The following is a 23,446-nucleotide window of genomic DNA, read 5'->3' on the forward strand; positions in this document are numbered from 1 at the left end:
GAGCAACGGCGACGGCGAGCGACTTCGAAGGGCATCACCACACATGAGCGGTACGCGGGACAAACTGGAGCAGCTGCAGGGCATCCTGGAGCTCGCCCAGGAGCCGGCCGGCGAAGCCGGCATCGCGAAACGCAAGGCCAAGGAGATACCCAGCGCCCGCGAGCGGGTCCGGATGCTGCTCGACGCCGGCAGCTTCATCGAGCTGGGCGCCCTGGTGCGCCAGCCGGGCACGCCGGGCGCGATGTACGGCGACGGCGTGGTGACCGGCCACGGCCGCATCGACGGCAGGCCGGTGGTGGTGATCGCGCACGATCAGACCGTCTTCGGCGGCTCGGTCGGCGAGATGTTCGGCCGCAAAGTGGCCAACGCACTCGACTTCGCGTTGAACAATGCCTGCCCGGTCGTGGCGATCAACGACTCGGGCGGCGCCAGAATCCAGGACGCGGTGGCCTCGCTGGCCTGGTATGCCCTGATGAGCAGGCGCCAGGGACCACTGTCGGGCTTCGTTCCACAGGTCTCGATCATGCTCGGCAAGTGCGCGGCGGGATCGGTCTACGCGCCGGTCAACACCGACATCCTGATCGCGACCGAGAACTCCTACATGTTCGTCACCGGGCCCGAGGTCATCAAGGACGTCACCGGCGAGGCCGTGACCATGGAGGAGCTGGGTGGCGCGCAGGTGCAGGCAGGCAACGGCACCGTCCATCATGTCGCCGAGACCGAGCAGGCCGCCTTCGACTGGGCCAGGAACTACCTCAGTTACCTCCCGTCCAGCGTCATGGAGGGGGGCCCGATCGTGAACCCGGGGCTGGAGCCGGAAATCACCGCCTCCGACCTCGAGCTGGACTCCATCATCCCGGATTCCGATCGCGCGGGCTACGACATGCACGACATCCTGCTGCGGCTGTTCGACGACGGCGATTTCCTCGAGATCGGCGCGGCCACCGCACAGAACCTGATCACCGGTTTCACCCGGGTGGACGGGCGCAGCGTCGGCGTCATCGCGAACCAGCCGATGGTGCTCGGCGGCGCCATCGACGCCAAATGCTCGGACAAGGCGACCCATTTCATTCGCCTGTGCAATGCCTTCCGGCTTCCGCTGGTGTTCGTCGTGGACACCCCCGGTGTGCTGCCGGGTGTCGAGGAGGAGCGCAACGGCGTCATCAAGCGCGGCGGGCGCTTTTTCCGTGCCGTCCTCGAGTCGACCGTGCCGATCGTGACCGTCGTGGTGCGCAAGGCCTACGGCGGCGGCTACGCGGTGATGGGCTGCAAGCAGCTCGGCGCGGACATCAGCCTGGCCTGGCCCACCGCACGGATCGCAGTGATGGGCGCGGAGAGCATGGTCACCATCGTCGGCAAACGCCAGCTGGCCCAGGTGCCCGCCGATCAGCAAGCGGCCGTGCGGGACTACATGATCAACCAGTACAACGAGACCGTCGCGACTCCGTGGATCGCCGCGGAACGCGGTTACATCGACGCTGTCATCGAACCGTCGCGCACCCGCCTGGAAATCCGCCAGGCGCTGCGGCTGCTGCGCGACAAGGAAGCCGCGATCGAACCCGAGCAACGCAAGCACAGCCTCTTCCCGGTCTAGACCGCCGCGAGAAACCGCCAGTTGTGCTGTGTCACAACGCATACCGGTGGCATTCGTAGCATGTGCCGATGTTTACTTTCCGCCGCGCGGCGATCTGTTCGAGTGCCTAACGTTATCGATATGCCAGGCCCGCGTTCGCCGCGCAGCGGCCCGGCACGCGGTGTGCCCGCCGACCTTGTCCCTACCCTTGGTCGGCGGGCACACCGCACTCCATATGAATTTCCGCGCTAGCTCTGGTCCGGTCGGGTGCCGTGGTTGCCCCAGGTGAGTCCCGCTGTGGCCCACTCGGTCTCCCACAGTCGCGAGCGCCTGCGGTCGAGTGCCCGCCGCAGCAGAGCAAAGCAGCCACCGCAGCAGGCGAGCACCGCCAACACCGCGCCGGTGGTGATGAGCACGGCCTTGCTCAGCGCCCGGGTTTCCGAGGGCGGATGGGTGACCTTTCCGGTGCTGTCGAGCCAAATCTTGACGGTGCCACCGGTTTTCACTATCCCGGTCACCTGATAGTCGCTGGTGTGGGTGGTGCCGTCGGGATCGCTCCAGGTCACCTTCGCCGGCGTCATCGGCGCATACAGCGGCGTCTTGCCGACCTCGACGACCGTCGCGTCGACCTGGTGCAGCTGCGCCGCTTCCGCTTGCGCCACACGGGTTTCGGTCTCGTAGACGCGGCCGCCGATAGTCATGACCGCCACCGGAACGACGATGATGAACAACAGCAGCAATAGCGCGCCCGCAACCGATTGGAGGCGATCCTCCCGTCTACGCATCGGATTACGATCCAACCCGACGCGCCGACAGGTCCGACGGACTGCATTCGCTTGCACCGGCCGTGCGGTCATGACGGTGCCTCCTCGTGATGGATATCGCTGGTCAGCCCGGCGAGAGTGGCGAAGAACCCTTCGATGAGCTCGGGCAGGCTGCTGGGATCCGCGCCGACGGCCCAAGCCTGCAGCGCCGCGATGAGCATCCCGGAGCCCACCGCAACGGCCGCAGCCGGGCGCAGATCCGCTACTGGATCTGTACCCATGCGCGCGGCGATGATGCGCACCGATTCCTGTTGCCCCGCGAGACGGATGCGCTGGTAGCCCGCGAACAGCGCGGGCTCGTCGTCGAATCGCTGGAACAGCTCCCAGCGGCGGACAAGCAGTTCCGTACGCGGGCCACTGTATTCGGCATCCAGCCAGTCATGAATGGCATTGCGATAAGCAGCCAGTGGCGGCTCATCGAGCGGCCTGGCGCACAACGCGTCGTTGAACAGGTGCACGTCTTGATCGAGATCGGCAAGCACAGCCTCCTCGATCGAGGAGAAGTGCCGACTGAAGGTCCGCCTGGTCACCCCGGCGCGCACAGCGATGTCCTCCACCGCCACCAAGCCGAGTCCCCGCTCGGTAAGCAGATCGAACGCAGCAGCCGACATGGCCGCCCGACTGCGCCTCGTGCGCAGCCGACGGCCGTCCAGGTCGACCCCATCGTCGCCACCCATACCGTCAGCATACCAGCTAATTGTCCCATAGGGACAATAGTTGACACTTCGTCGCGACCCCAGTCCCCAACTCCAGCCGACCGTCAATTCGCCGCCGAGCGGCACACCAGCGAGACCTCTTCTCACACTTCGCCAAAGCCATGCATCACTCGTCGCCAGCCAGATGCACAGTTCCCACCGATGGGAAGTGCGACGATGCTCGCGGTTTGCCAAACTGATCGGACGCAACGACCGGGATGGAAAGCTGGATGATCGACGACTCCCCGAACCTGGTAGCGATTTACGAACTGGTGTCGGACGGCTACGTGCGCGTAGCCGAGTTCCAGCTGACACAGGACGGGACGGTCACGCTCACTCTGAGTGATTCGGACGGATGTCCGCTGGCGCAAGGGTGGTATGCCGAAGGGGTCGAAAAGCTCAACGAAGTAGGCCATGTCACCGTAGACGACGGCGCGGCCTTCATGCGAGCCCTGCTACAGCCGTTCCGGATGAGTTACTGCCGTGTCGTCGACGAGAGCACCAACACTCCGCGAACACCGACCCCCCTGAGCACGCCTACCCCGTGGTCCGCTGCTGAGTAGCGATGGCCCCTGCCGATGAGCGATCATTTCGGAGGCCCGCGGCGGATCATCGACGACGTCACACTCCGCCTCACCGACCATCTCCAGGACGCCGCGCGCGCCCGCGCGGAGTTGATTCGAGGACATAGCCGCACGCTCGATCTCGGCACCAGACAACTGGTGGACAGGGACCAGCTCAACGCGAACCGATTGAATTGGTACGAAAGCATTTTCACGCCGCAGCATCCGCCGGGGCCCAATGGCAGGCGCTTCGCGCCATATACCCCCAGCGCGGCGGAACTGGAAATGCGATCACGTGTTCTGACAGACATGGACAGGCTGACAGATTCCCTACCCGAAAGCGCTAACGGCGTCTACATTATGCGGAGCGGCCATGACCTCCAGATCTACAAGCCAGCGGCCGAGGAGACTTTCGGTCTACGTAACTGGCTCCCGCACAAACATGGTTCGCTGGCAATACGAGAAGTAGCCGGATATCGAGTGTTCGAAATGATGGGATTCCCTCGCGTTCCGCCCACCGCGTTGGGTGGCGGTCCGAGAGGCCTGGGCTCGAAACAGCAGCACATGCCGCTCGGGCGGAGCAAACCCGCGTCCAAGTTCCGACGAGAGCATCAGCAACAGGCGGCAGCCGGACATTTCGTGATCGGCGCCAGCGACGCTAAACGAAGAAACTTTCAGCCACTAGAACATTCGGACTCCCGGCCATCGGAGGAGGATGACCTGGTTCTTTATGATCTCGGACACTCAATACCCGAACGATCGCACAGTTCTTCTGGTTACAGTCATTCCTTCGAAATACACTCTGATTTCGTGAATAAATGGGCTGGGGAGACACTCGATGACAATGTGATGGCCGGCGTCGATCGCGTCACTCCGGACATGCTGGGCAGCGCACTCGAAGATCTCAGATTGATCTACGAGGATGGCACTGAAATCAGATTCAGCGACGACGCTATCAATGGCGTGCTCGGAAGACATCACGATCTGAAGACCACCGGGGGCATACCCTCACGCATATAAGGACGTCGATGCGGCTCTGCCACACACAGAGCCGCATCGACTAGGGCGTTCGGCGAACGGAACTATCCCGGGGCTCCTGGCGGCCGGATGCCGCGCTGGAACCAGCGTCGCCGCAGCTTACCTGGCAGGTCGACAACACCCCAGCGGTGCGGGCGGCCAACGTGTCCAGATCGGTAGTCGGTGAACCGGAATCCGCACTCGGTGCGGATTGGGCGGCCGGCTCGCCGGGCGACGTCGGCCCAGTCGCGGTTGTCGCACCTTCGACCGCAGGCGAGTTCGGATCGCTCGACTCGGCTGGTGCCGTTGCCGCCGGATCGGTCGGATCACCCGGATGCGTTGCCACCGGATCAGTCGGCGTCGTCGGTACCGAACCGATGTCGGGCTCATCGACAGGAGAAGTCCAGTTTTCCGGCGTGGCAACGGCACTGCCACCGGACTCTTGTCCTGGTTACCCTTGCACGCCGCGAGCACCGCAGCGCCGAGTGCGATCGTCTGGGCGGGCTCGGGGCCACGCACGACCGGGCGGCCGAGTTCGTCGGCCAGGACTCTGGCAACCCGCGTGGGTTGTGCCGCACCGCCGATCAGCAGCACGCGGTCGATATCGCTCATCGCGAGGTTTGCGGCGCGAACGCAATCGAGGACAGAGGTCACCGATTCCTGGACGTGCCGGGCGTACAGGTCGGCGAGTTCCGTGCCGGGCACAACGCCTGCACGCGGGGGCGTGGCAGCCGGCGCGAGATCGTGGAGGTGGCGAGCGAGCGATGCATCGAACGGACGGCCACCGAAGTCGTAAGAGCGCAGCGGGCGTCCGAGGAGCCGGGCAGTGCCGGATTCGATGCGCACCACGGCCAGGTCGAGGCTGCTCGCGCCGAGGTCGTAAACCAGCACCAGCTCGGATTCAGCGGTGGTGTCCAGCCAGGCGACGGCCGCCAGTGGTTCCGGAACCAGCCGCATCGCGGACAGACCCACCCGATCCAGTGCCTGACGCAGCGCGGCCACCTGGTCGGCGAGATAGATTGCCGGATAGGCCAATACCGCATCCGCCGCCGCACCGTCGGCTTCCAGGGCCAGCCGATTCGCCACCACCGCAACCAAATCGGCGCCGGTAATGACGCGGCCATCGACAATCGCCACCGGGTCGGGCGAAGTGATGAGGTCGGCGAAATCCGCGATCACATCGGGAGAGCGCGGAATGCAGCCGACATCGGGCTCAGCGCCCGTACTTAGGTTCATCGTGGTGCGCAGCCCGGCCACCGCCGGTGTTCCGGATTCGTCGGCTGTCACGGCGGCCACCGAGTTCACCGAGCCGATGCTCAGTCCCAATCCCACGATCAATTCCCTCAATCCTCACGCTCGATCCACGCCTGCCCGCGCGAACGACCAACAATCTTTACCCAACCACAAAGATAGATTAGCCTCTCCTAACAATTGATTAACAGCGTTCTTGGAGGCACCGATGTCCGATGGCCGTACCACTGAATTACCTGGTCGGGCGACCATCAACTCGATTGTGGTACTCCCGAGAACGCGAACAGACACCGTCGTATGGGGCGCCACGCAACCCACGGCACCGCGCGCATGCACCGGCCGACGCTGGCCGGCGAACGAACCGGAACGCCCACTGGCACTGCACGACTCGTGGCTGGCCGTGACTGCTGCGGGATTGCTGGCCACCCTCACACTGGCCGCGGCACTGTGGATCGCAGCCCATCTCGACGTCGATCGGCAACTGCATACCGTCGGGCTCTTCGTCCACCTCGCCGCACTGGTGCTGGGTTTCGGCGGCGTCCTGGTCGCGGACTACCTGATGCTGCTGTGGCTGGCCGGACGCAGCACACTCGCCGAGGCGCTCACTGGCATGAGCCGCCTGCACATTCCCATCTGGGCGGGCCTGGCCGGGCTGATCGCCAGCGGGTGCGTGCTCGAACCGAACCTGGACTCACCACTGACCAGGATCAAGATGGCGCTGATTCTCGCGCTTACCCTCAACGGCCTGCAGGCAGTCATCCTGAGCAGGCGTCTTGCACAACACGTTGTGGCACCGCTGTCCGCTCGCCTGCTGCTGTGGGGTGCGACCTCAGGTGCGATTTCCCAGATCTGCTGGTGGGGCGCAATCGGGATAGGCTTCTGGAACGCCGAGCACTGAACGGAACCCGCAAGCGACGACTTCCGCGTCGGTGATATTGCTTGTCGTGACATCGTCCAACTCCCCCATGCCAACGCTGTGAGCTGCCCAAGAGGCCGCGGAATCGCTCGATCGTAGATTGCGCCATAGATATCGTCGCCCTGGAACGACGAGGCCGAAAGGCGGCATCTGGCATGGCGATCTTCCATGAGATCGGTTCGGGTACCGCGCGCAACCTCATCACCGGCGTCCCCCGGGTGGATGTGCGCAACGTCGGCGTCATCGTGAACCAGCCGACGGTGCTCGGCGGCACCCTTCACGCCCAATGCTCCGACAAGGCAACCCATTTCATTCGGCTGTGCAATGCCTTCGGGCTACCACTGATCTTCGTGGTGGATACGCCCGGTGCGCTGCCCGGTGTCGAAGAGGAGCGCAATGGCGTCATCAAACGCGGCGGCCGTTTCTTTCGCGCGGTGATCGAGGCGACCGTGCCGATCGGCACCGTGGTGGTCCGGAAGGCCTATGGCGGCGACTATGCGGTGATGGGCTGCAACGGCTCGGTGCGGACATCAACCTGGCGTGGTCCACCGCGCGGATCGTGGTGAGGGCGCGGCGAGCGCGGTCGGCATCGTCGGCAAGCGCGAATTGGCCGAAGTCCCCGCCGACCAGCGGTCCGCCGTGCGAGACTTCATGATCAATAGCTACAACGCAATCGTCGCCACACCGTGGATCGCCGCCGAGCGCGGCCATATGGACGCCGTCATCGAACCCGCCCGCACCCGACTGGAAATTCGGCACGCGCTGCGGCTGCTCAGGGAGAAGGAAGCCGGAGCCGAACCAAACCCCTCGCAAACACAACCTGTACCCGATGTGAGACCGCGGCGCCCGGACCCGCAAGTGTCCGGCACCGCCTGCCAGAATTGCACGTAGTTGATTACCGATGTCATCGATGTAGTCGCCGAATTCGCGATCGCCCGCAAAGCGGTGTGGGATCTGCTGCTGGATCCGCAAACCTATCCACGAATATTCGAAGGCGTCGGCGCCTGCGAACCGTTGGAGACCGTCGCAGGCCATCCGGTGCTGCTGGTGCGGGTCGGGTCGGCCGAGGCCGGCATCCGTTCCCACACCATGCAATTGATCGTGGGTCAGGAGCTGGAGAGCTTCGAACTCCGCTTCCCTATGCTCGGCAGCTTCGCCTCGGTGCGGTTGCGCGACGAGCACGGGCAGTCCAGGATCTGTGTCACCTATTTCGCGCCGGGCCGAGTGCATCCGCATCTGGCCGAGCTGACCAATGCCGCGATCGTCGATTGGACGAACGCCGGTCTGCGATTGCTTGCCGATCTCGTCCGCGCCGCGCCGACCTCAGTGATCGTCAACGGCGAGAACTCGCCCCTGCGGCTCAGAGCCGGTGTCGCGAAACAGATCATGGCCTCCGGGGTAGGGCGCACCTATCGACCGGACTCGGCGTTCCGGCAGCTGCGCCGTCTGGCCGAATGGGGATTCAACATGGCCGGTGGCTACGCCGCCGCGGCCGTGCAGTCCCCGCACCGTGCGGCCGTTATCGACTGCCGGGGGCAGCGCACCTTCACCGAGATGCACGACCGCACCCAGGCCTTGGCCGCCGCGATGGCGGCACTCGGGCTGAACGCGGGAGACGCGGTCGGACTGCTGGCGCGCAATCATGCAGGCATGGTCGAAACCATGGTCGCCGCAGGCAAGCTCGGTATCGATGCCGTGTTGCTGAACACCGGGCTGCCTGCCCGGCGGATCGAGGAGATCGTGCAGCGCGACAAGCTGTCTGCGCTGTTCGTGGACGCCGAATTCGATCCGCTCGTCCAGTATCTGCACGCCGACATCCCCCGCTACACCACCGACGACACCCCGCCGACGCCGGGCGGAACCACGATCGATGATCTGATAGCACAAGGGCACAAGGACTTTCGTAAGCCAACGCAACCGGGCAAACTGGTCGTACTCACCTCGGGCACCTCCGGCACGCCGAAGGGCGCGCGCCGCCCGCACCCGAAGGGTTTCGGCACCATCGCCGCCCTGCTGTCCCGGATTCCGTTCCGCATGAACGACACCATGCTCATCCCGGCCCCGCTGTTCCACACCTGGGGCCTGGCGGCACTGCAGATGAGCACGCCACTACGCGCAACGGTGGTGCTGCCGGAACATTTCGACGCTGAGGACTGCCTGCGCCTGATCGCCGAGCATCGCGTGACGACGCTGATCGCCGTGCCGGTCATGGTGCACCGCATCCTCGAGTTGCCCACACCCGTGCGCGCTCGCTACGACACCTCCAGCCTGCGGGTCGTCGCCAGTTGCGGAGCGCCGCTCGCGGCCGCGACGGTGCTGAATTTCATGGATACCTTCGGCGACATCCTCTACAACGTGTACGGCTCGACAGAGGTCTCCTGGGCGACCATCGCCGACCCCGACGATCTGCGGACTGCGCCGACCACCGCGGGCCGTCCGCCACTCGGCACCAAGATCGGCGTCCTCGGGCCCGACCTGAAACCGCTGCCGGTCGGCGCGACCGGGCACATCTTCGTCGGCAATCACATGCTGTTCGACGGCTACGTCAATGCCGCACCTCCCAGCGAGGCCGACGGCATGCTCGACACCGGCGATCTCGGCTACCTCGATGCCGCAGGGCGGCTGTTCATCGCGGGCCGCGACGACGAAATGATCATTTCCGGCGGCGAGAACGTCTTCCCACGGCCGGTCGAAGAGGCGCTTTCTCATCTCCCCCAGGTCAGTGAGGTGGCGGTGGTCGGCGTGCCGGACCACGAATACGGCCAGCGGCTGGCCGCCTTCGTAGTGAAAAGGGAAGGCGCGGGCCTGGATTCGGACATGGTGCGCAGCTATATCCGGCACCGGCTCAGCCGCTTCTCAGTGCCGCGCGACGTCACCTTTCTCAACGACCTACCGCGCGGTGAGACCGGGAAGATCCTCAAACGGCTACTACTCGGCGCACCGGACGCGAACGAGGCGACGTAGGCGCGCTGCGGCTACTGCTGATCGCCGGTGTCCGACGGCCGATCAACGGTGCGTGGCATCCGCTCCCGCAGCGCTTCGAGCAGTCCGATGGTGTATTCCGGCGGCGCGGCATGCACCGATAGCACGTTCACCACCCGGAGATAGGCATCGAGATCGGCTCGCTTGTCCAGGTACAGGGCGCTGGTCAACTGCTGGAGGTAGACGATATCGGGCAGGTCGGGCTCCGCGAACCGCAGCATGGTGAATGCACCGTCCGCGATCGCGGGTCCGCCGACATGATCGGCGAGCACTTGGACGCTGATATGCGGTTGCGCGGCGAGCCGAACCAAGTGGTCCAACTGCCCACGCCACACGGTCGAACCACCGATCGGACGCCGCAATGCCGCCTCGTCGACTGTCACCCAGAACTGCGGCGGGTCACGACGCACCAAAATCTCTTGTCGGCGCATGCGCAGCGCCACCCGGCGTTCGATCGCCTCGTCCGGCTCGTCGGGATGTGCGAGCGTCAGCAGGGCGCGGGCGTAGTCGGCGGTCTGCAACAGTTCGGGCACCGCCCGCGGCTCGTAGCAGCGAATCAGCCGCGCCGCCTGTTCCAGGCCGAGATAGGTGTCGAACCATTTGGGCAGCCAGTCGGTGTCGCGGTGCCACCAGCCCGATGCGCTGGCCTGCTGCGCCAGCTCGATGAACTCCGCCAATTCCTCAGGATCGGTGACCCCGTAGAAGGCGAGCAGATCGACGAGATCGCGTTGCCGGAAACCGACCCGGCCCAGCTCTAGTCGGCTGATCTTCGAATGTGATCCGCGAATGGCCTCGCCCGCGTCCTCCCGGCTGATCCCGCACGCTTCTCGCAGCCGTCGCATGCGGCCGCCGAGAATCATGCGCAGCACCGTGGGTCCGCCGTCGGCGGCCACACTTCCGGCAAACGGGGGGCCATCCCCTTCTCGTAGCTCCGATGCAGGCATGCTCCGAGTCTGCCATGTCACGACCGTGACTTTCTACGGCCAAAGTGCCTCAACCGCACAGATATTCGTGCACATGCACAGGCATCCGAGGCACCGCGGATGCACCGGCGACGCGCCGGTCACCACGCGATTCCATGGTGACAATCCCACGCGAATCGCCGGTAGTACCGGGCATTACACATTCCACGACGACCGCCTCTCGATCGGCGTGTCGGACGAATACGCTCATCTCACGGCTTCGACACGGCCTTCCTGCAGCGGCCTCCCCATGGACGGGGGGACTCGAAGCTGAGAGGCCGCCCAGGGTCTGTACCCACGCGCCCACGTCGCGAAGCACCCGCCGGGGGCTCCAGATGTCGTCGCCTACCGTCGCGGATCAGCGCAGTAGAACTTCTGCCGTCGCGCGCCCGAACAGCTTCCTGCCGTCGGAAGTCGCGGTGAGGGCGACGATCGCCGCACGGCGATCGGGATCGAGCGACTTGATCCGACCACGGAACTCGATCCGGCTGTGCTCGGTCTGCGCGACCGGCGCGAACCCGGCGAACCGTACGCCGTATGTAGTGACGGCGGCCGGATCACCCAGCCATTCGGTGAGATACCCCGCGCCGAGGCCCATGGTCAGCAGTCCGTGCGACACCACATCGGGCAGACCCGCGGCACAGGCGACCTGGTCGCTGAAATGGATCGGATTCGAATCACCCGACACCCCAGCGTAATTCACCAGGTCGCCGCGGGTGAGCGACACGATGCCGGCAGGCAGTTCCGCACCGACCCGCAGCTGATCGAAGGTAGGGACGCTGCATCGCTCCCGCACCTGCGCCTCGTCGACCGGTCCCGCGGGCAGGTCGTCGGAGCATTCGACGAGTCCCGGGTCCGCTGTCGGGGATGTGCGCCGCTGCGCCGCGCCGAGGCGATCGGCAAGCGCCTGGCCGGTCATGATGACGCCGTCGACCGCCGCCGCGAGGTCGGGAGCGACCTCGGTGCCGGTACGCGCCACCACCGTGGTGCACGCGGTCTGCAACAGCTCCTTGTGCTGGTTGGTGAGGACGTTCTTGGTCACCATGAAGTCGTTGTCGCCGAACTGCCGAAACGACTCGATAAACGAGTCGCAGCGCAACTGGTCACCCGCGACGATCGGCCGATGCATGTGGATGGTCTGCTCGGTCTGCAGGACTTGGCTGATGTCGTAACCGGTGATCACCGATTCGAACATCTTGCGCTGCATCAGCAGCCAGACGATCGACGGAAAGGTCAGCGGTGCGATCAGCCCGTCGTAGCCCAGCTCCCACGCTGCCGATTCCTGCCGGTGCGCCGGGTGATCGTCCTGCACAGCCCGGGCGAATTCGCGGATCTTCTCCCGCCCGACCTCGTAGTGATCGGTCATTCGATAATGGCGGCCGACCAGGGCCCGGGCCTGGTGCGACGCCTGCTCCGGCCCAACGGCCCCGGTGTTGTTCATCGGTCGCATCCGCCGATCCGGTCTGTCACCGCGTCCGGACCGGCCCACCGTACCGGCACAGCGGTCAACGCTCGCGGCGCTCGACGGAAAGTCTGGGCACCACGACAATGGACAACGCGTATCACTATCACGTGACATTAATCGCCGATTCCACGGCAAGCGCAACGAGGAGGTCCGGCAGACGAGCAAATCTCAGCATTCGTCGGGCGCAGGCACGCCGTGTAGCCGCTGATCCAGCCAGACCATCGCCTCCGGATAGCCGAGGCCCGCGGCAATGACATGCTCACCGAGCACACTGCGATAGACCGAGGGGACACCGAGACCGCACTGCTCGTGATAGAGGTTGCGAGCTCCCTCGGCCGGAATCCAGAATTCCTGCTCGCCGTTGTAGATGTAGAGCGGCGTTGCCGACTTCATGCCTTCCATCCTGGTCACCCGGTAGATCTGCGCAGCGAGCTCGGAGTGCAGCGGGTCGGCGAAGTTCGCAGCCACATCGATAGGCAGCATGAGCACACCGGCGATCCCGAAGCCGTTGCCGCACAGGTCTTTCACCGGCGAGGTCGCCACCCACTGCGCCAGGTTGTTCATCCGCGCGAGTATCTCCGGACGTTCCCTGCCGATGGCGAAGGTCGCGGCCATGAACACCCCCGAGGCGAGATTGCCGTTCATGCTCCGAGCGAGGATCTCGAAATCGGCGGGCACCCCACCCAGCGCGGCTCCGACAATCACCTCGGCCAACTCCGGCGCATAGCTGTCGATCAGTTTGACTGCGCCGTGGGTGGCGATCGCACCACCGGAATATCCGGCCATCGCGAACTTGCTGTCCCCGAATTCCTCCGGGCGCAGCTCGCGCACCGCGCGAATCGCATCGAGCACGGCATGCCCCGCCACATACGGCTCCGCGTAGGCCATCCAGGGTCCCTCGTGGTCGGGAATCAGCACGGCATACCCGCGCAGCACCGCCAATTGTGTTGTCGGTGGGATGAAATCGGTGAAGCTGGTCTTCGTCGAGAATCCGTGCGCGAAGCTGTAGCCGGGCGTGCAGTCGCGGCCGAGGGCGTCGATCGGCAGATTGTTGACCACTACGGGCCTGCTGCCAGGGCCCGCCCACGCGGTGGTCGGCACAATCAGCGTCGCCGTCGCATACGACGGCAGCCCGTGCGCGTCGGTGGTGCGGAACTTCAGCAACAGCGCCTGTCTGATGGGGACGACGATCAGCGGCCCGGCGGTGGGGGTGATGTCCCGGACCTCGAGCAACTGACCCTCGGCGAAATCCTCCAGATTCGCAGGCCACGCATCGAAGATCGGATCACCGACCGGTGCGGGCAGCACCGCCCGCCGCAGCGCGGCGAGCGCGGGCGTCGGACCAGTCGACAGCGGGTCAGGGTCCGGCGCCGGCGCGAACGGGATGGGCGGCGGGGGCAGCACCCGATCGATCCATTCCTGCAGGCTGGGTAGGAGTGCGCCGTTCTCCGGAGTCAACAGCCTGGGCAGTCCCGAAAGATCGGATAGCGCAGGCGATCCAGGCGGTGCGGTCGGGTCGGGCAGCGGCTCCGCGACCGCCTGCCCGAGCACCGGCGGGCACACCAGCAACAGAGCGAAGAACAAGGCACGCAAACATCTCATGACACACCCTCTGCGTGCGACGTCGGTTGCCTGGTGCTGGAGATGACGGGACTCCTCGACCCCGAAATGCCCCCTGTCGCACCGGGGCTCGAAACGTCAGGCTAACCCGCCGTGCATGGTCCGAGATTCCGCTGTGCCCGAGTTGTATGTGTCATGTCGCCATATCGCAACAACCGGGCCGAAGGCGATTCGGTGGAATCGCCTTCGGCCCGTTGGTATCTATGCGGTGGGTCCTCAGCAGTTGCTGGGTGCGGGCTCCCCCTGAAAACGGGCGTTCAGCCAGCTGAGCGCCGCCGGGATGCCGAGCACCGCCGCGGTCAGATGATCGGGCACCGGCGTCACTTGTGCCTCCACCCGCGCCCCTGCCGCACACCAGCGACGGTCGGTGTTGGTGATCGCGTCGACCGGGATGAGCCCATCGATCGGCGAGTGCCATTCGAAGACCGGCGCTTTCGGCACGCCGTCGTAGAGTTCGAGGCTATTCTCCTCCACCACCGCGCGGGCGTCGCCGTCGTTGATCATCGACGTCGTCTTCGCGAAGTCCATCGCGCCGTGTCCGGCACCCGCGGCCAGGATGTCATTGGTGCAGCTGTTGGCCATGGCCGCGCGGGCGGCGAGCCCGCGGTCGTTCAGCTGGTCACTGAGCGGGAACCGGTCGGGGTACTCGCGTTCCAGACCGAGCCCGGCGGCCAGCGCAAGCCCGAACGCCGGATGCGAACCGAGACCGAGCCCCTCGAGCATCTTCACCAAATTCATGGGCACCCCGCCCATGGCCGCGCCGACGATGTCGAGTTCCGGCGCATACTGTGGCGCCAGCGCCGCCGCCCATGCAGTGGCCATGCCACCGCCGGAGTAGCCGACCATGCCCACCTGGCTCTTCTCCACCTGCAGCTCGGATACCTGCTTGACGGCGCGGACACCGTCCAGGGTGATCTGACCACCCAATTTCGCCGCGCCATAGGCGAACTGGGGCCCGAGGTGATCGGGCAGCGCGACCGTCCAACCCTGCTGCAGCAAAACATTCCACGCAGGAGCCTCACGCACGATCAGATTCGGATCGTCGGTGTACAGCACCCGCGAGACCGAGCATTCTGCGCCGAGGCCGTTGATGATGTGCTGATAGGACAGCAGCGGGCCGTCCTTCTTGTGTCCGCGCGGCGTCAGCACCGTGGTGGTCGCCGCGATCGGCTTGCTCTGGGAGTTGATCGACCGGAACCGCACCACCGTCACGGTGGTGTCCGGGAAGATCGGCAGTGGCGGCATCGTGCGGGTGGCGATGACGTCGCCGGGCTTCATGTCCGCCAGATTCGCCGGGATCGAATAGAACGGGTCCGGATCCGCCGCCGGGTATATCGGTGCGCTGTGACCGGTCCCCGCGACCGCGACCACCATCAGTAGACCGGCGGCCATCGCACCGACTGTGCGCACCACCCCCCTACCGGATCTCCACTTGCGCCTAGAACGTAGGGCCTGCCTCATCGACGATGCCTCCAGAATGGGTCCAACGTTGTGACCATCGTTTACAACAACGGACCACAGTTACATATTTGGAGCGAAACATTTTGACAAGTCACAAGTTTCGCGTGACTGGTCGTGACGATAGTGCATCGGCCCTGGTGAGAACCCCCTATAGCCCGGCATCGGCCCTGTGAGATGCCCAACAGCCGAGGTTCACCATATTCCCCACAATGGTGGGGACCTACCGTCACAAGTACCGGCGTCGTTGCCGCGCCGGTGGCGGAAGGAGACAGTGGCATGGACGGCACTGCGCGAAAACTGACCGACCGGGAGTACGCCAGGGAGTCACCCACCCGTCGGATCACCGTCTACTTCGATGGACCGACACCCGACGAGGCTCTGATCCTCGAATACGCCGCCACCCGCGCCGAGGCGTGGGAGTTCACCTCCGCCGCGGTGCAAGCCGGGCTGGTGGTCACCGTGGACAACAAGGTGCGACCCGAGCTCCGACCGCTGCCGTGCCGTTCGCTGTGGCACTGAGGACCGGCGGAACCCCGACCTCGCTGTCACCGCGACTCGTCTGACTCTCCGCCGCAGTCGCACACCACGATCAGAGGTCCGCTGGTCATATGCCGCACCGGCGAACCTTGGCTACGCTCGGTTGCGATGACCATGCGGGAGGAACGACAGTGACCCAGTGAACCCGATTCCGCCCTATCCGGGCAGGCACCTACCTCGCCCGTCGATGCTGTCCGGCGCGGCACTTCTGCTCTGCGCCACCCTGCTGCTCGCGATCAGCGGTTGCGAAACCGATCAGCCGGCGTCGGTGGCAGCCTCGACGCTCGACCCGCCCGCCGTCACGACCTCCATTGCCACCACCGAGACGTCGATCTCGACGTCATCTGCCGCGACTCCCACCGTCGATCCTTATGCTGATCAAGCACTCATCGACCACATCGAGTGGACAGTAGCCATCGATGGCCCGCGGCTGCTCGTCTTCCCGACACCGGCCGGGCGGCATACTACTTTCCCCGGCTCCGAGGACCGCGCCTGGCAAGAAGTGCTCGCGCAGTCCGCAACGGCCGATACACCCGGCATGCGCGACCAGTTCGTGTGTCACTGGCATTGGGCCCGCATGGTGGCGCCGAACAAACCGAGTTGGAATCTCGAACCCTGGCGTCCAGCGCTCGACTATCAGGCCATCGTCCAAGCCGGTTGCAACCCGGGCGGACCCGAACGCTGATCACCGCACCGAATATCACGCGGCACCGACCGGAGAGGACCACCCATGCGCGTCGTCATCGCAGGCGGACACGGAAAGATCGCACTGCTGCTCGCCGAATTGCTGACCGAACGCGGTGACAAGGTCGACAGCATGATCCGCAAACCGGAGCAAGCAGCCGACATCGCCGCCACCGGCGCTCGCGCCGTGGTGCTCGACCTCGAACATGCTGCGCTCGGCGACGTCGCCGCGGCCATCCAGGGCTATGACGCCGTCGTTTTCGCCGCTGGCGCGGGCCCGGGCAGCAGCGCGGAGCGCAAGTACACGGTCGACAAGGGCGGTTCGGTGCTGCTCGCCACCGCCGCCGAGCAGGCCGGCGTGCGCCGTTTCGTGCAGATCTCCACGATGGGTGCGGGAGCGCCGCCCGCGGCCGGCAGCGATGAGGTCTGGGCGGCCTACATCGATGCCAAAACCCAAGCCGAAGACGACTTGCGTGCCCGCGATCTGGACTGGACGATCCTGCGCCCCGGCCGCCTCCTCGACACTCCCGCCACCGGCCTCGTGACGCTCGGTCCGCCGCCGCTGCCGCACGGCGCCATCCCGCGCACCGATGTCGCCATGGTCCTGGCGGGAATTCTGCACGCCCCGCAGACCGCGGGAGCGGCACTCGAACTGATCTCAGGTGCCATTCCGGTGACTTCCGCGATCGAAAATTTAGATAACCAGTCGGTCGCCCAAGGCGGTGCCGCCCCGACCGATTGACTTGTGCACGTCCCCGATTGGAGTCCGTCACTGTGTTCAGCCGTATCGTGTCCCTGAAGATCCGGCCCGGCTCTCGCTCCGAATTTCTGGCCGCCGTCGGCCGCAGCGCCGCCGCGTCGGTGCGTGAGGAGCCGGGTTGCCTCCGGTTCGATGTCTGTGCCGACCGCGTGGATCCGCACCGGTTCTTCCTGTACCAGGTATATGTCGACGACGAGGCAGCGGAAGCGCATCGATTCACCGACCATTTCATTGCGTGGCGCAGCGCGGCAGACCGATATGTCGAGCCGGGCACCCAGGTTCACTACAGCACCGATGTCCTCGTCAACGCCAACTGAGTTGCCCGGCGGAACGCGCTTTCGCCACGCGTTCGCGGGCGGTTAGCAGACACGAAATCGCCTCTGCGCACACGCAATCGATCGTGCAGATGTACTTGCATCTGAAAGGCGCACCGACCTAAACTCAGTCCCGCAACGCTATATAGGGGACAACCAGGGGAGGCCGCGTGGGCGAGCCAAGGGCCAATGTCGCCATGGGTTTGCTGCCGCCAGACGTCAGGGGCGTTCGAATGGACCAACCACTTCACGGCGGCCGGCTCGGAATAGCCGATGCCGCACTGGCCGACCAGCCAGCGAACGGTACGAATATGAGCACACCGTCGTCACGATCGGGCCAGCGGCCTGCCGCACTCACGCGGGAGACTGCCGTCGCGTTCGTGATCCACGCCGTCGAATCCACCGGCGCGGCCACCCGCCACGATTTCGACATCGACCGGATCGTCACCACCGCGCATGCGATGGCCGACGACTGGGATCTCGAGGTCCTGCAGCCGGATGCGTTCTGGCGCATCGCCTCCACTTTTATCAAGCAGTGAGGTAGTGCGCGCTCGCGCAGGCACCGAATACTGTTGTGCCGCTGCGTGATACAGAGCATCCCGCGGCACCTGCGGTGTCCTGCGCCCATCGGCGCCCGCCGCACCTCGCGCTGTGTGATAACCCGAACGCACGGGTTCATCCCATACTGAGCGACTCTGCGCCCCACTGATTCCGCAGGCATCTGCGGTCCACGTGCGCGCCGACGCCACATCTATTGCTATGTGAAGCCCGATCGCTCAACCAGCAACAGTCCGCCCGGGCACGAGCCGGCATGACGGCACACAAAACGGGCGCGATCGAATGAAAACCGGGGCCGACGGCGAACCGCCGGACCTCACTCCCCCTGGGCGTACTCCCGGAGAATCTCCACGGACTTCTCCGGACGCTCGGACTGCACACTCAGCCGGTCCATAACCGACAGGTACAGCGCCAGATCTTGCCGACGATCCAGGTACAGCGCACTGGTGAGGTGCTCGAGATAAACGATATCGGGCAGCTCGGGCTCGGCGAAGCGCAGAATGCTGAACGAGCTGCCTGCCGCCGCATGCTCCCCCGCCGCGTACGGCAACACCTGGATGGTGACGTTGGGTAATTCGGAGAGCTTGATGAGATGTTCCATCTGCTCACGCTGGACGCGCGCGCCGCCGACCGGCCGGTGCAGCGCGGCCTCATCGATCACCGCCCACACCACGGGCGGATCCTGCCGGAACAAGATCTCTTTCCTGCGCTGACGCACCGCGACCCGCCGATCCATGTCGGCGTCCTCGTAACCGAGGGAGACGACCGCCCTGGCGTATTCGGGAGTCTGCAACAGTCCAGGAATCAGATTCGCCTCGTAGGTGCGAATCTTGTTGGCCGCCTGCTCCAAACCCAGGTAGGTGCCGAACCAGGACGGCAGCAGATCGTTGTAGCGATGCCACCAGCCCGGTTCGTTCGCCTGTCTGGCCAGGTCCAGGAATCGTTCCCGCTCCACAGGGTCGTCGACGCCATAGAGGGTCAGCAGATCTCGAATGTCGCGTTCTTTGAAGCCGGTGCGGCCCAGCTCGAGCCGACTGATCTTGGCATGCGAACCACGGATGGCGTCGCCCGCGGCCTCCCGGGTGATATTCGCCTTCTCCCGGAGCTTGCGCAATTGGCCGCCCAGTGCGATCCGCAGCACGGTCGGACCACGTTCCGCGACAACCGATTGCACACGACCGTCGTCATCGGGTTTTGCGATCATGAAGTCATCTCCGATACTCGGGTTTGACCACAGTGTGTCACAAACACCCCAGTTCGAAACACACCGCACCGACCGCCAATGTTACCGCTCAGCTAGTCAGATCGTCGAACTCGCCGGCCTTCGCGCCGCGCACGAACGCATCGATCTCCGGACGGGTGTAGAAGAGCACTCCACCCTCCGGGTCCCGCGAGTTCCGAACGGCTATCAGGTTATTGGTCGCCGCTGCCACTTCGACGCAGTTCCCGCTCGGGTTACTGAACGAGCTCTTGCGCCAGCTGCCATCGATCTTGTTGCTAGATGTATCCGACATTTCCCCACTCCTCGGTTGCGCCAGTGGATCAACTCGAGTCAGTTCTTGCAGATGCACTCTCAAACGTTCTTGCATCTGCACTGACAATTGGGACGATAGCACGAAGTTCACCCTCACGCGCCTACTATTTCGGACCCCACGGTCCGCTCTGAACGGGCGACCGTTCCGACCCGCGAAATACCGTGCTCAGCTCACCGATCCCGACCGTCCCTGCGGCGCGAATCTTGTACTGTCACAGTGCACATCGGATGTACCAGTCATTAGCGACACCCGCCGCGCCAGCTCGCCCCGCGTGCCGCACCTGCTTGCTGAGGAGCCCCCACTCATGCCCGACGACCACAGCCCATTGATCCGCACCGACATTCCCCATTCGGCGCGAATCTGGAACTACTGGATGGGCGGTAAGGACTACTACGAAATCGATCAGATCGCCGGTGACGCCGGCGTCGAGGTCGACCCCGACATCACCACCATGGCCGTGCAGTCCAGGCAGTTTCTGATCCGTGCCGTGCGCTACCTCGCGGGCGAGCAGGGGATCCGCCAGTTCTTGGACATCGGCACCGGCCTGCCGACCATGCAGAACACCCATGAGGTCGCCCAGAGCGTCATCCCCGAAGCGAAAATCGTTTACGTCGATAATGATCCGCTGGTGCTGACGCACGCCAGGGCGCTGCTGACCAGTACCTCGGACGAGGGTGTGACCACCTACGTCGACTGCGACTTCCACAACCCGGAGCAGATTGTCTCCGACGCGAAGAATGTGCTGAACTTCAACGAGCCGATCGGCGTCATGTTCATGGGCGTGCTCGGCCACGCCAAGACCTATGACGAACTGCTGCGGATCGTGCACACGGTGCTCGACGCCGTGCCGTCGGGCAGTTACCTCGTCATGTGGGACGGCACCGACGACAGCCAGGCCTACGTCACGCTGTGTGAGAACTACACCGGCACCGGCGGCGATCCCTACACGCCGCGGCCGCAGGCCCAAATCCGGTCCGTCTTCGACGGTCTCGAGTTGGTCGATCCCGGTTTCGTCTCCATCACGGAGTGGAGGGCAGGCGACACCGAGGTGGGCGATATTCGGCCCATCTCCGCGTACGGCGCCGTCGCGCGCAAGCCGTAGTCGGCCTCACAACGACACTTCGACACCGGCGGTCCTGGGCTATGCGCCAAGGGCCGCTGGTGTTTTCGTTCGGGCCGTTCGTGCAAATGTACTTGCATCTGTAAGCGACAACAGCCTAAACTCGAGCGATAATCCGGGAGGTACGCAGGGAGTTCGCGCCGGCGCGATCAGCCTCCCCATCTCATATGCGAGGGGCGGTCGATGAGTCAGCCATTCCGAACTCCCCACCGAGTTGCGTTTGCCGGCGCCACCGGGATCGAAATGGTGCGGCCACGTGCGGTTCCAGACTTCACACCACCGGATTGCGGCACCGAGCCGCGGGCTCTCACCTACCGGCTGGCCCGCGAAATTCTGCACATTCACGACGTCCATGGACCACAGTGCAGGCAGTGGCTCGCCGCGGCCGCCTACCTCTCCGCCGGACTCGACGACGAATAGTCACCGCATCCGGTTGGCGCGCGATAAAAAAACAGACCGGCCGCTCCGATTTTGGTCGACGCTAATTCCGCGTGACCGATCAGTCGGACACCCCTCACGGCGCCCGAAACTTTATGACACCACAGCGCGACGGGATATCTACTCGGACAATCGCAGGGCCTGACAACAGATCTCACCGATCGCTACCCACATTCATCACAATTTCGTATAGTGATGCACACGATTCGGGCTCAGTTCTATTACGCCCGACGTGGTTACTGGAGCGACGTGTATGACCTTCTCGACGCTGGATCTGTCCATCAACACGCCTGACACGGCGTTGGAAATCGGCGGGCAACCGGCGTCGGTTCTGTTGCAGAACACCGATCGGGTGGCCTCGCGCATGGTGGGCTACTTCGCCACCTGCATGGCCCCCTGCCGCACGCTGCCGGGCGAGCAACTGCGCGGTGACGTCACCAAACTGACCCGCAGCTGTCTTGCGCTCGCCGCCGAAATGTTCGACAAGCGCGCGGTACCCGACGACGAACAGCTCGACGAGGTCCGCGAAGCCGCGGCGCAATGGGCACGGGAAGCCGTGCCGCTCGGCACCATCTTGCGCGCCTACCACGAAGGACTCCGGATCGCGTTCGGTCTCGTGACCGCGCGGGCCAAGGCCGATGATGTCGACGAGCTGCTCGTCGCCACCGATCTGATGCTCGAACTGCTCGAAGCGATCACCGCTGCTGTATCGGACGCCTACGTCGACGAACAGCACCTCGTCGCGCGCGAACACCACACTGCGGCACAGACATTGGCCTCGACACTGTTGAGCGGACGCAGCAGCTCCGCATTGGCGCGGCAGACTGGTATCCCCATCGCCGAGTCGTACCAGGTGGTGGCCCTGTCGATTCCGGAACATCCGGACGAGCGAGAGTCTCGGGTCGACGAGCAGGTCGCAGCGCGCCGCAAGTTGCGCCGGCTGCAGTCGGCGTTGGCCACCGTTTTCGACTCCCGCGTCCTGGCCCTGCTCAGCACCAAGGGCGGTACCCTGCTGATCCCGGTCGACGCGGGCGCGGTGATGCTCACCGGCGAGGTACTCGCGCTGCTCACCGAGGCCGCCGCGGTGCCGCTCACCGCGACGCCGGTCCTGGGTAACACCGAGCAGATCCCGGAGGCTGCCGAGCAGGCGCACGAGCTACTCAACCTGGTCCGGGTGGCCGGACGCGCACCCGGCCTGTACCAGATGGCCGACCTGGCTGTGGAGTACCAGCTCACGCGCGGCGGCCCCGCGACCCGGCGGATCGCCACCATTCTCGATCCATTGGACGCGCACCCCGAATTGTTCGACACGATGCGCGCCTATCTCGGCAACGACATGAACCGCCAGCTGACCGCGAAACAGCTGTATGTCCACCCGAACACCGTCGACTATCGTCTGCGCCGTATCTCCCAGCTCACTACCATCGACCTGGCCACCTCGGCGGGCATCTCCCAGGCGGCGATCGCGCTGTTGGCCCGCGATCTCGACCGCAGCATCGCGCGCCGTCTGTAGGTCCACAGCCCCAGCTCGCGACCTCGTCGCGACCTGATGCGGATTTGTGCTGGTCACACGGTCGCGAACGAGAGATCCTTAGAACTGCCGCGACATATGGATGGTGGAAATATGCGAATTGCGGAGATCTTGCGCAGAAAAGGCACCGAGGTGGCCACCGTGCCGCCCGACACGACGGTGCGCAACCTGCTGGCCGCGCTGGCCGAATACAACATCGGAGCGGTGGTGGTATCGCCGGACGGCAGCCGGATCGCCGGCATCGTCTCCGAACGCGATGTGGTCCGGAGCCTGCACGCGCGCGGCGCGGACCTGCTGGACACCCGAGTATCGGAGATCATGACCGTCGACGTGCGCACCTGCGCACCGGACGACCTGGTCGACGGACTGCGCAGCACCATGACCGAGCACCGGATCAGGCATCTGCCCGTGGTGCACGACGGGCAGTTGATCGGCATCGTCAGCATCGGTGACGTAGTCAAGAGCGCGATCTCCGAACTCGCCAACGAACGCGAACATCTCGTCGAGTACCTGCAGGGCAGATACTGAACGATCGCCACGCCCGTGACGCGTGAAAGACGTTGTGTGCGAGAAACCTTCGAACGCCCTTCGCAAAGTGCGTATCGTTGGTGGCGTCCAGCGGTTCTCGGAAGGGAGCGAC

The 23,446-nt window shown here is 65.0% G+C and carries 25 protein-coding genes; 16 read left to right on the forward strand and 9 right to left on the reverse strand.

Translation table 11 applies throughout. The features are described 5' to 3' along the window. The first annotated feature begins 43 nt into the window (after positions 1 to 43). Positions 44 to 1,594 (forward strand): acyl-CoA carboxylase subunit beta, encoded by a 1,551-nt coding sequence (locus OHQ90_RS28125; RefSeq protein WP_328402510.1) that lies wholly within the window; start codon positions 44 to 46, stop codon positions 1,592 to 1,594. A 227-nt stretch (positions 1,595 to 1,821) separates the two neighbouring features. Here OHQ90_RS28125 and OHQ90_RS28130 read toward each other — a convergent pair whose 3' ends face one another. After that, complete coding sequence (locus OHQ90_RS28130; protein WP_328402512.1) at positions 1,822 to 2,358, reverse strand: Rv1733c family protein; 537 nt, start codon at positions 2,356 to 2,358, stop codon at positions 1,822 to 1,824. Between the two features lie 68 nt (positions 2,359 to 2,426). After that, positions 2,427 to 3,074 (reverse strand): TetR/AcrR family transcriptional regulator, encoded by a 648-nt coding sequence (locus OHQ90_RS28135; RefSeq protein ID WP_328402514.1) that lies wholly within the window; start codon positions 3,072 to 3,074, stop codon positions 2,427 to 2,429. Positions 3,075 to 3,322: 248 nt separating this feature from the next. On the opposite strand from OHQ90_RS28135, the gene OHQ90_RS28140 reads away from it, so the two are divergent. Both OHQ90_RS28140 and OHQ90_RS28145 read left to right on the forward strand, forming a co-directional pair. After that, positions 3,323 to 3,655, forward strand: a complete 333-nt coding sequence (locus tag OHQ90_RS28140) for a hypothetical protein (RefSeq protein ID WP_328402516.1) — start codon at positions 3,323 to 3,325, stop codon at positions 3,653 to 3,655. A 15-nt stretch (positions 3,656 to 3,670) separates the two neighbouring features. Continuing rightward, complete coding sequence (locus tag OHQ90_RS28145; RefSeq protein WP_328402518.1) at positions 3,671 to 4,675, forward strand: hypothetical protein; 1,005 nt, start codon at positions 3,671 to 3,673, stop codon at positions 4,673 to 4,675. Between the two features lie 117 nt (positions 4,676 to 4,792). Here OHQ90_RS28145 and OHQ90_RS28150 read toward each other — a convergent pair whose 3' ends face one another. After that, complete coding sequence (locus OHQ90_RS28150) at positions 4,793 to 6,004, reverse strand: Hsp70 family protein (protein WP_328402520.1); 1,212 nt, start codon at positions 6,002 to 6,004, stop codon at positions 4,793 to 4,795. Between the two features lie 127 nt (positions 6,005 to 6,131). Here OHQ90_RS28150 and OHQ90_RS28155 point away from each other — a divergent pair, with 127 nt between their 5' ends. The 4 genes from OHQ90_RS28155 (at position 6,132) to OHQ90_RS28165 (ending at position 9,803) form a co-directional block, all read left to right on the forward strand. Beyond that, entirely contained in the window at positions 6,132 to 6,821 is a 690-nt protein-coding gene (locus OHQ90_RS28155) for a hypothetical protein (protein WP_328402522.1), read from the forward strand. Positions 6,822 to 6,994: 173 nt separating this feature from the next. Beyond that, positions 6,995 to 7,405, forward strand: a complete 411-nt coding sequence (locus OHQ90_RS39590) for a carboxyl transferase domain-containing protein (protein WP_442941192.1) — start codon at positions 6,995 to 6,997, stop codon at positions 7,403 to 7,405. After that, a complete protein-coding gene (locus tag OHQ90_RS39595; protein WP_442941193.1) occupies positions 7,380 to 7,730 on the forward strand; it encodes a carboxyl transferase domain-containing protein in 351 nt (116 codons plus the stop codon). The genes OHQ90_RS39590 and OHQ90_RS39595 overlap by 26 nt, the downstream gene beginning before the upstream one ends. After that, positions 7,731 to 9,803, forward strand: coding sequence for an AMP-binding protein (locus OHQ90_RS28165; RefSeq protein WP_328402524.1), 2,073 nt, complete (start codon positions 7,731 to 7,733; stop codon positions 9,801 to 9,803). 11 nt (positions 9,804 to 9,814) lie between these two features. Here the strand turns inward: OHQ90_RS28165 and OHQ90_RS28170 are convergent, their stop codons facing one another. From OHQ90_RS28170 to OHQ90_RS28185, 4 genes are all read right to left on the reverse strand, one after another. Next, positions 9,815 to 10,765 (reverse strand): helix-turn-helix domain-containing protein, encoded by a 951-nt coding sequence (locus tag OHQ90_RS28170; RefSeq protein ID WP_328402526.1) that lies wholly within the window; start codon positions 10,763 to 10,765, stop codon positions 9,815 to 9,817. 376 nt (positions 10,766 to 11,141) lie between these two features. Then, the gene (locus OHQ90_RS28175; RefSeq protein ID WP_328402528.1) at positions 11,142 to 12,224 is read right to left on the reverse strand and encodes a fused (3R)-hydroxyacyl-ACP dehydratase subunits HadA/HadB; all 1,083 of its coding nucleotides are present in this window, start codon (positions 12,222 to 12,224) and stop codon (positions 11,142 to 11,144) included. 192 nt (positions 12,225 to 12,416) lie between these two features. Then, the gene (locus tag OHQ90_RS28180; protein ID WP_328402530.1) at positions 12,417 to 13,850 is read right to left on the reverse strand and encodes a lipase family protein; all 1,434 of its coding nucleotides are present in this window, start codon (positions 13,848 to 13,850) and stop codon (positions 12,417 to 12,419) included. A gap of 234 nt (positions 13,851 to 14,084) precedes the next feature. After that, positions 14,085 to 15,329: a lipase family protein gene (locus OHQ90_RS28185; protein WP_442941194.1), complete on the reverse strand. Its 1,245-nt coding sequence runs from the start codon at positions 15,327 to 15,329 to the stop codon at positions 14,085 to 14,087. A 276-nt stretch (positions 15,330 to 15,605) separates the two neighbouring features. On the opposite strand from OHQ90_RS28185, the gene OHQ90_RS28190 reads away from it, so the two are divergent. The 5 genes from OHQ90_RS28190 (at position 15,606) to OHQ90_RS28210 (ending at position 18,163) form a co-directional block, all read left to right on the forward strand. After that, the gene (locus OHQ90_RS28190) at positions 15,606 to 15,848 is read left to right on the forward strand and encodes a hypothetical protein (protein ID WP_328402534.1); all 243 of its coding nucleotides are present in this window, start codon (positions 15,606 to 15,608) and stop codon (positions 15,846 to 15,848) included. A gap of 157 nt (positions 15,849 to 16,005) precedes the next feature. Then, the gene (locus OHQ90_RS28195; RefSeq protein ID WP_328402536.1) at positions 16,006 to 16,551 is read left to right on the forward strand and encodes a DUF2599 domain-containing protein; all 546 of its coding nucleotides are present in this window, start codon (positions 16,006 to 16,008) and stop codon (positions 16,549 to 16,551) included. Positions 16,552 to 16,596: 45 nt separating this feature from the next. Beyond that, positions 16,597 to 17,292, forward strand: coding sequence for an SDR family oxidoreductase (locus tag OHQ90_RS28200; RefSeq protein WP_328402538.1), 696 nt, complete (start codon positions 16,597 to 16,599; stop codon positions 17,290 to 17,292). Between the two features lie 32 nt (positions 17,293 to 17,324). Further along, the gene (locus OHQ90_RS28205; protein ID WP_328402540.1) at positions 17,325 to 17,627 is read left to right on the forward strand and encodes a putative quinol monooxygenase; all 303 of its coding nucleotides are present in this window, start codon (positions 17,325 to 17,327) and stop codon (positions 17,625 to 17,627) included. Positions 17,628 to 17,857: 230 nt separating this feature from the next. Then, positions 17,858 to 18,163 carry a hypothetical protein gene (locus OHQ90_RS28210; RefSeq protein WP_328402542.1) on the forward strand — a complete coding sequence of 102 codons (306 nt, stop codon included), beginning with the start codon at positions 17,858 to 17,860 and terminating at the stop codon, positions 18,161 to 18,163. Between the two features lie 335 nt (positions 18,164 to 18,498). Here OHQ90_RS28210 and OHQ90_RS28215 read toward each other — a convergent pair whose 3' ends face one another. Together OHQ90_RS28215 and OHQ90_RS28220 are read right to left on the reverse strand one after the other, a co-directional pair. Beyond that, positions 18,499 to 19,386 carry a helix-turn-helix domain-containing protein gene (locus tag OHQ90_RS28215; RefSeq protein ID WP_328402544.1) on the reverse strand — a complete coding sequence of 296 codons (888 nt, stop codon included), beginning with the start codon at positions 19,384 to 19,386 and terminating at the stop codon, positions 18,499 to 18,501. A gap of 88 nt (positions 19,387 to 19,474) precedes the next feature. Continuing rightward, entirely contained in the window at positions 19,475 to 19,696 is a 222-nt protein-coding gene (locus OHQ90_RS28220; protein WP_328402546.1) for a DUF397 domain-containing protein, read from the reverse strand. A gap of 325 nt (positions 19,697 to 20,021) precedes the next feature. On the opposite strand from OHQ90_RS28220, the gene OHQ90_RS28225 reads away from it, so the two are divergent. The 4 genes from OHQ90_RS28225 (at position 20,022) to OHQ90_RS28240 (ending at position 23,334) form a co-directional block, all read left to right on the forward strand. After that, positions 20,022 to 20,819, forward strand: coding sequence for an SAM-dependent methyltransferase (locus OHQ90_RS28225; RefSeq protein ID WP_328402548.1), 798 nt, complete (start codon positions 20,022 to 20,024; stop codon positions 20,817 to 20,819). A gap of 201 nt (positions 20,820 to 21,020) precedes the next feature. Further along, a complete protein-coding gene (locus OHQ90_RS28230) occupies positions 21,021 to 21,257 on the forward strand; it encodes a hypothetical protein (RefSeq protein ID WP_328402549.1) in 237 nt (78 codons plus the stop codon). Positions 21,258 to 21,528: 271 nt separating this feature from the next. Continuing rightward, positions 21,529 to 22,788, forward strand: coding sequence for a PucR family transcriptional regulator (locus tag OHQ90_RS28235; protein WP_328402551.1), 1,260 nt, complete (start codon positions 21,529 to 21,531; stop codon positions 22,786 to 22,788). Positions 22,789 to 22,899: 111 nt separating this feature from the next. Next, positions 22,900 to 23,334, forward strand: a complete 435-nt coding sequence (locus OHQ90_RS28240) for a CBS domain-containing protein (RefSeq protein WP_328402553.1) — start codon at positions 22,900 to 22,902, stop codon at positions 23,332 to 23,334. The last annotated feature ends 112 nt before the right edge of the window (positions 23,335 to 23,446 follow it).

This window comes from Nocardia sp. NBC_00403 (assembly GCF_036046055.1).
Lineage (GTDB): Bacteria > Actinomycetota > Actinomycetes > Mycobacteriales > Mycobacteriaceae > Nocardia.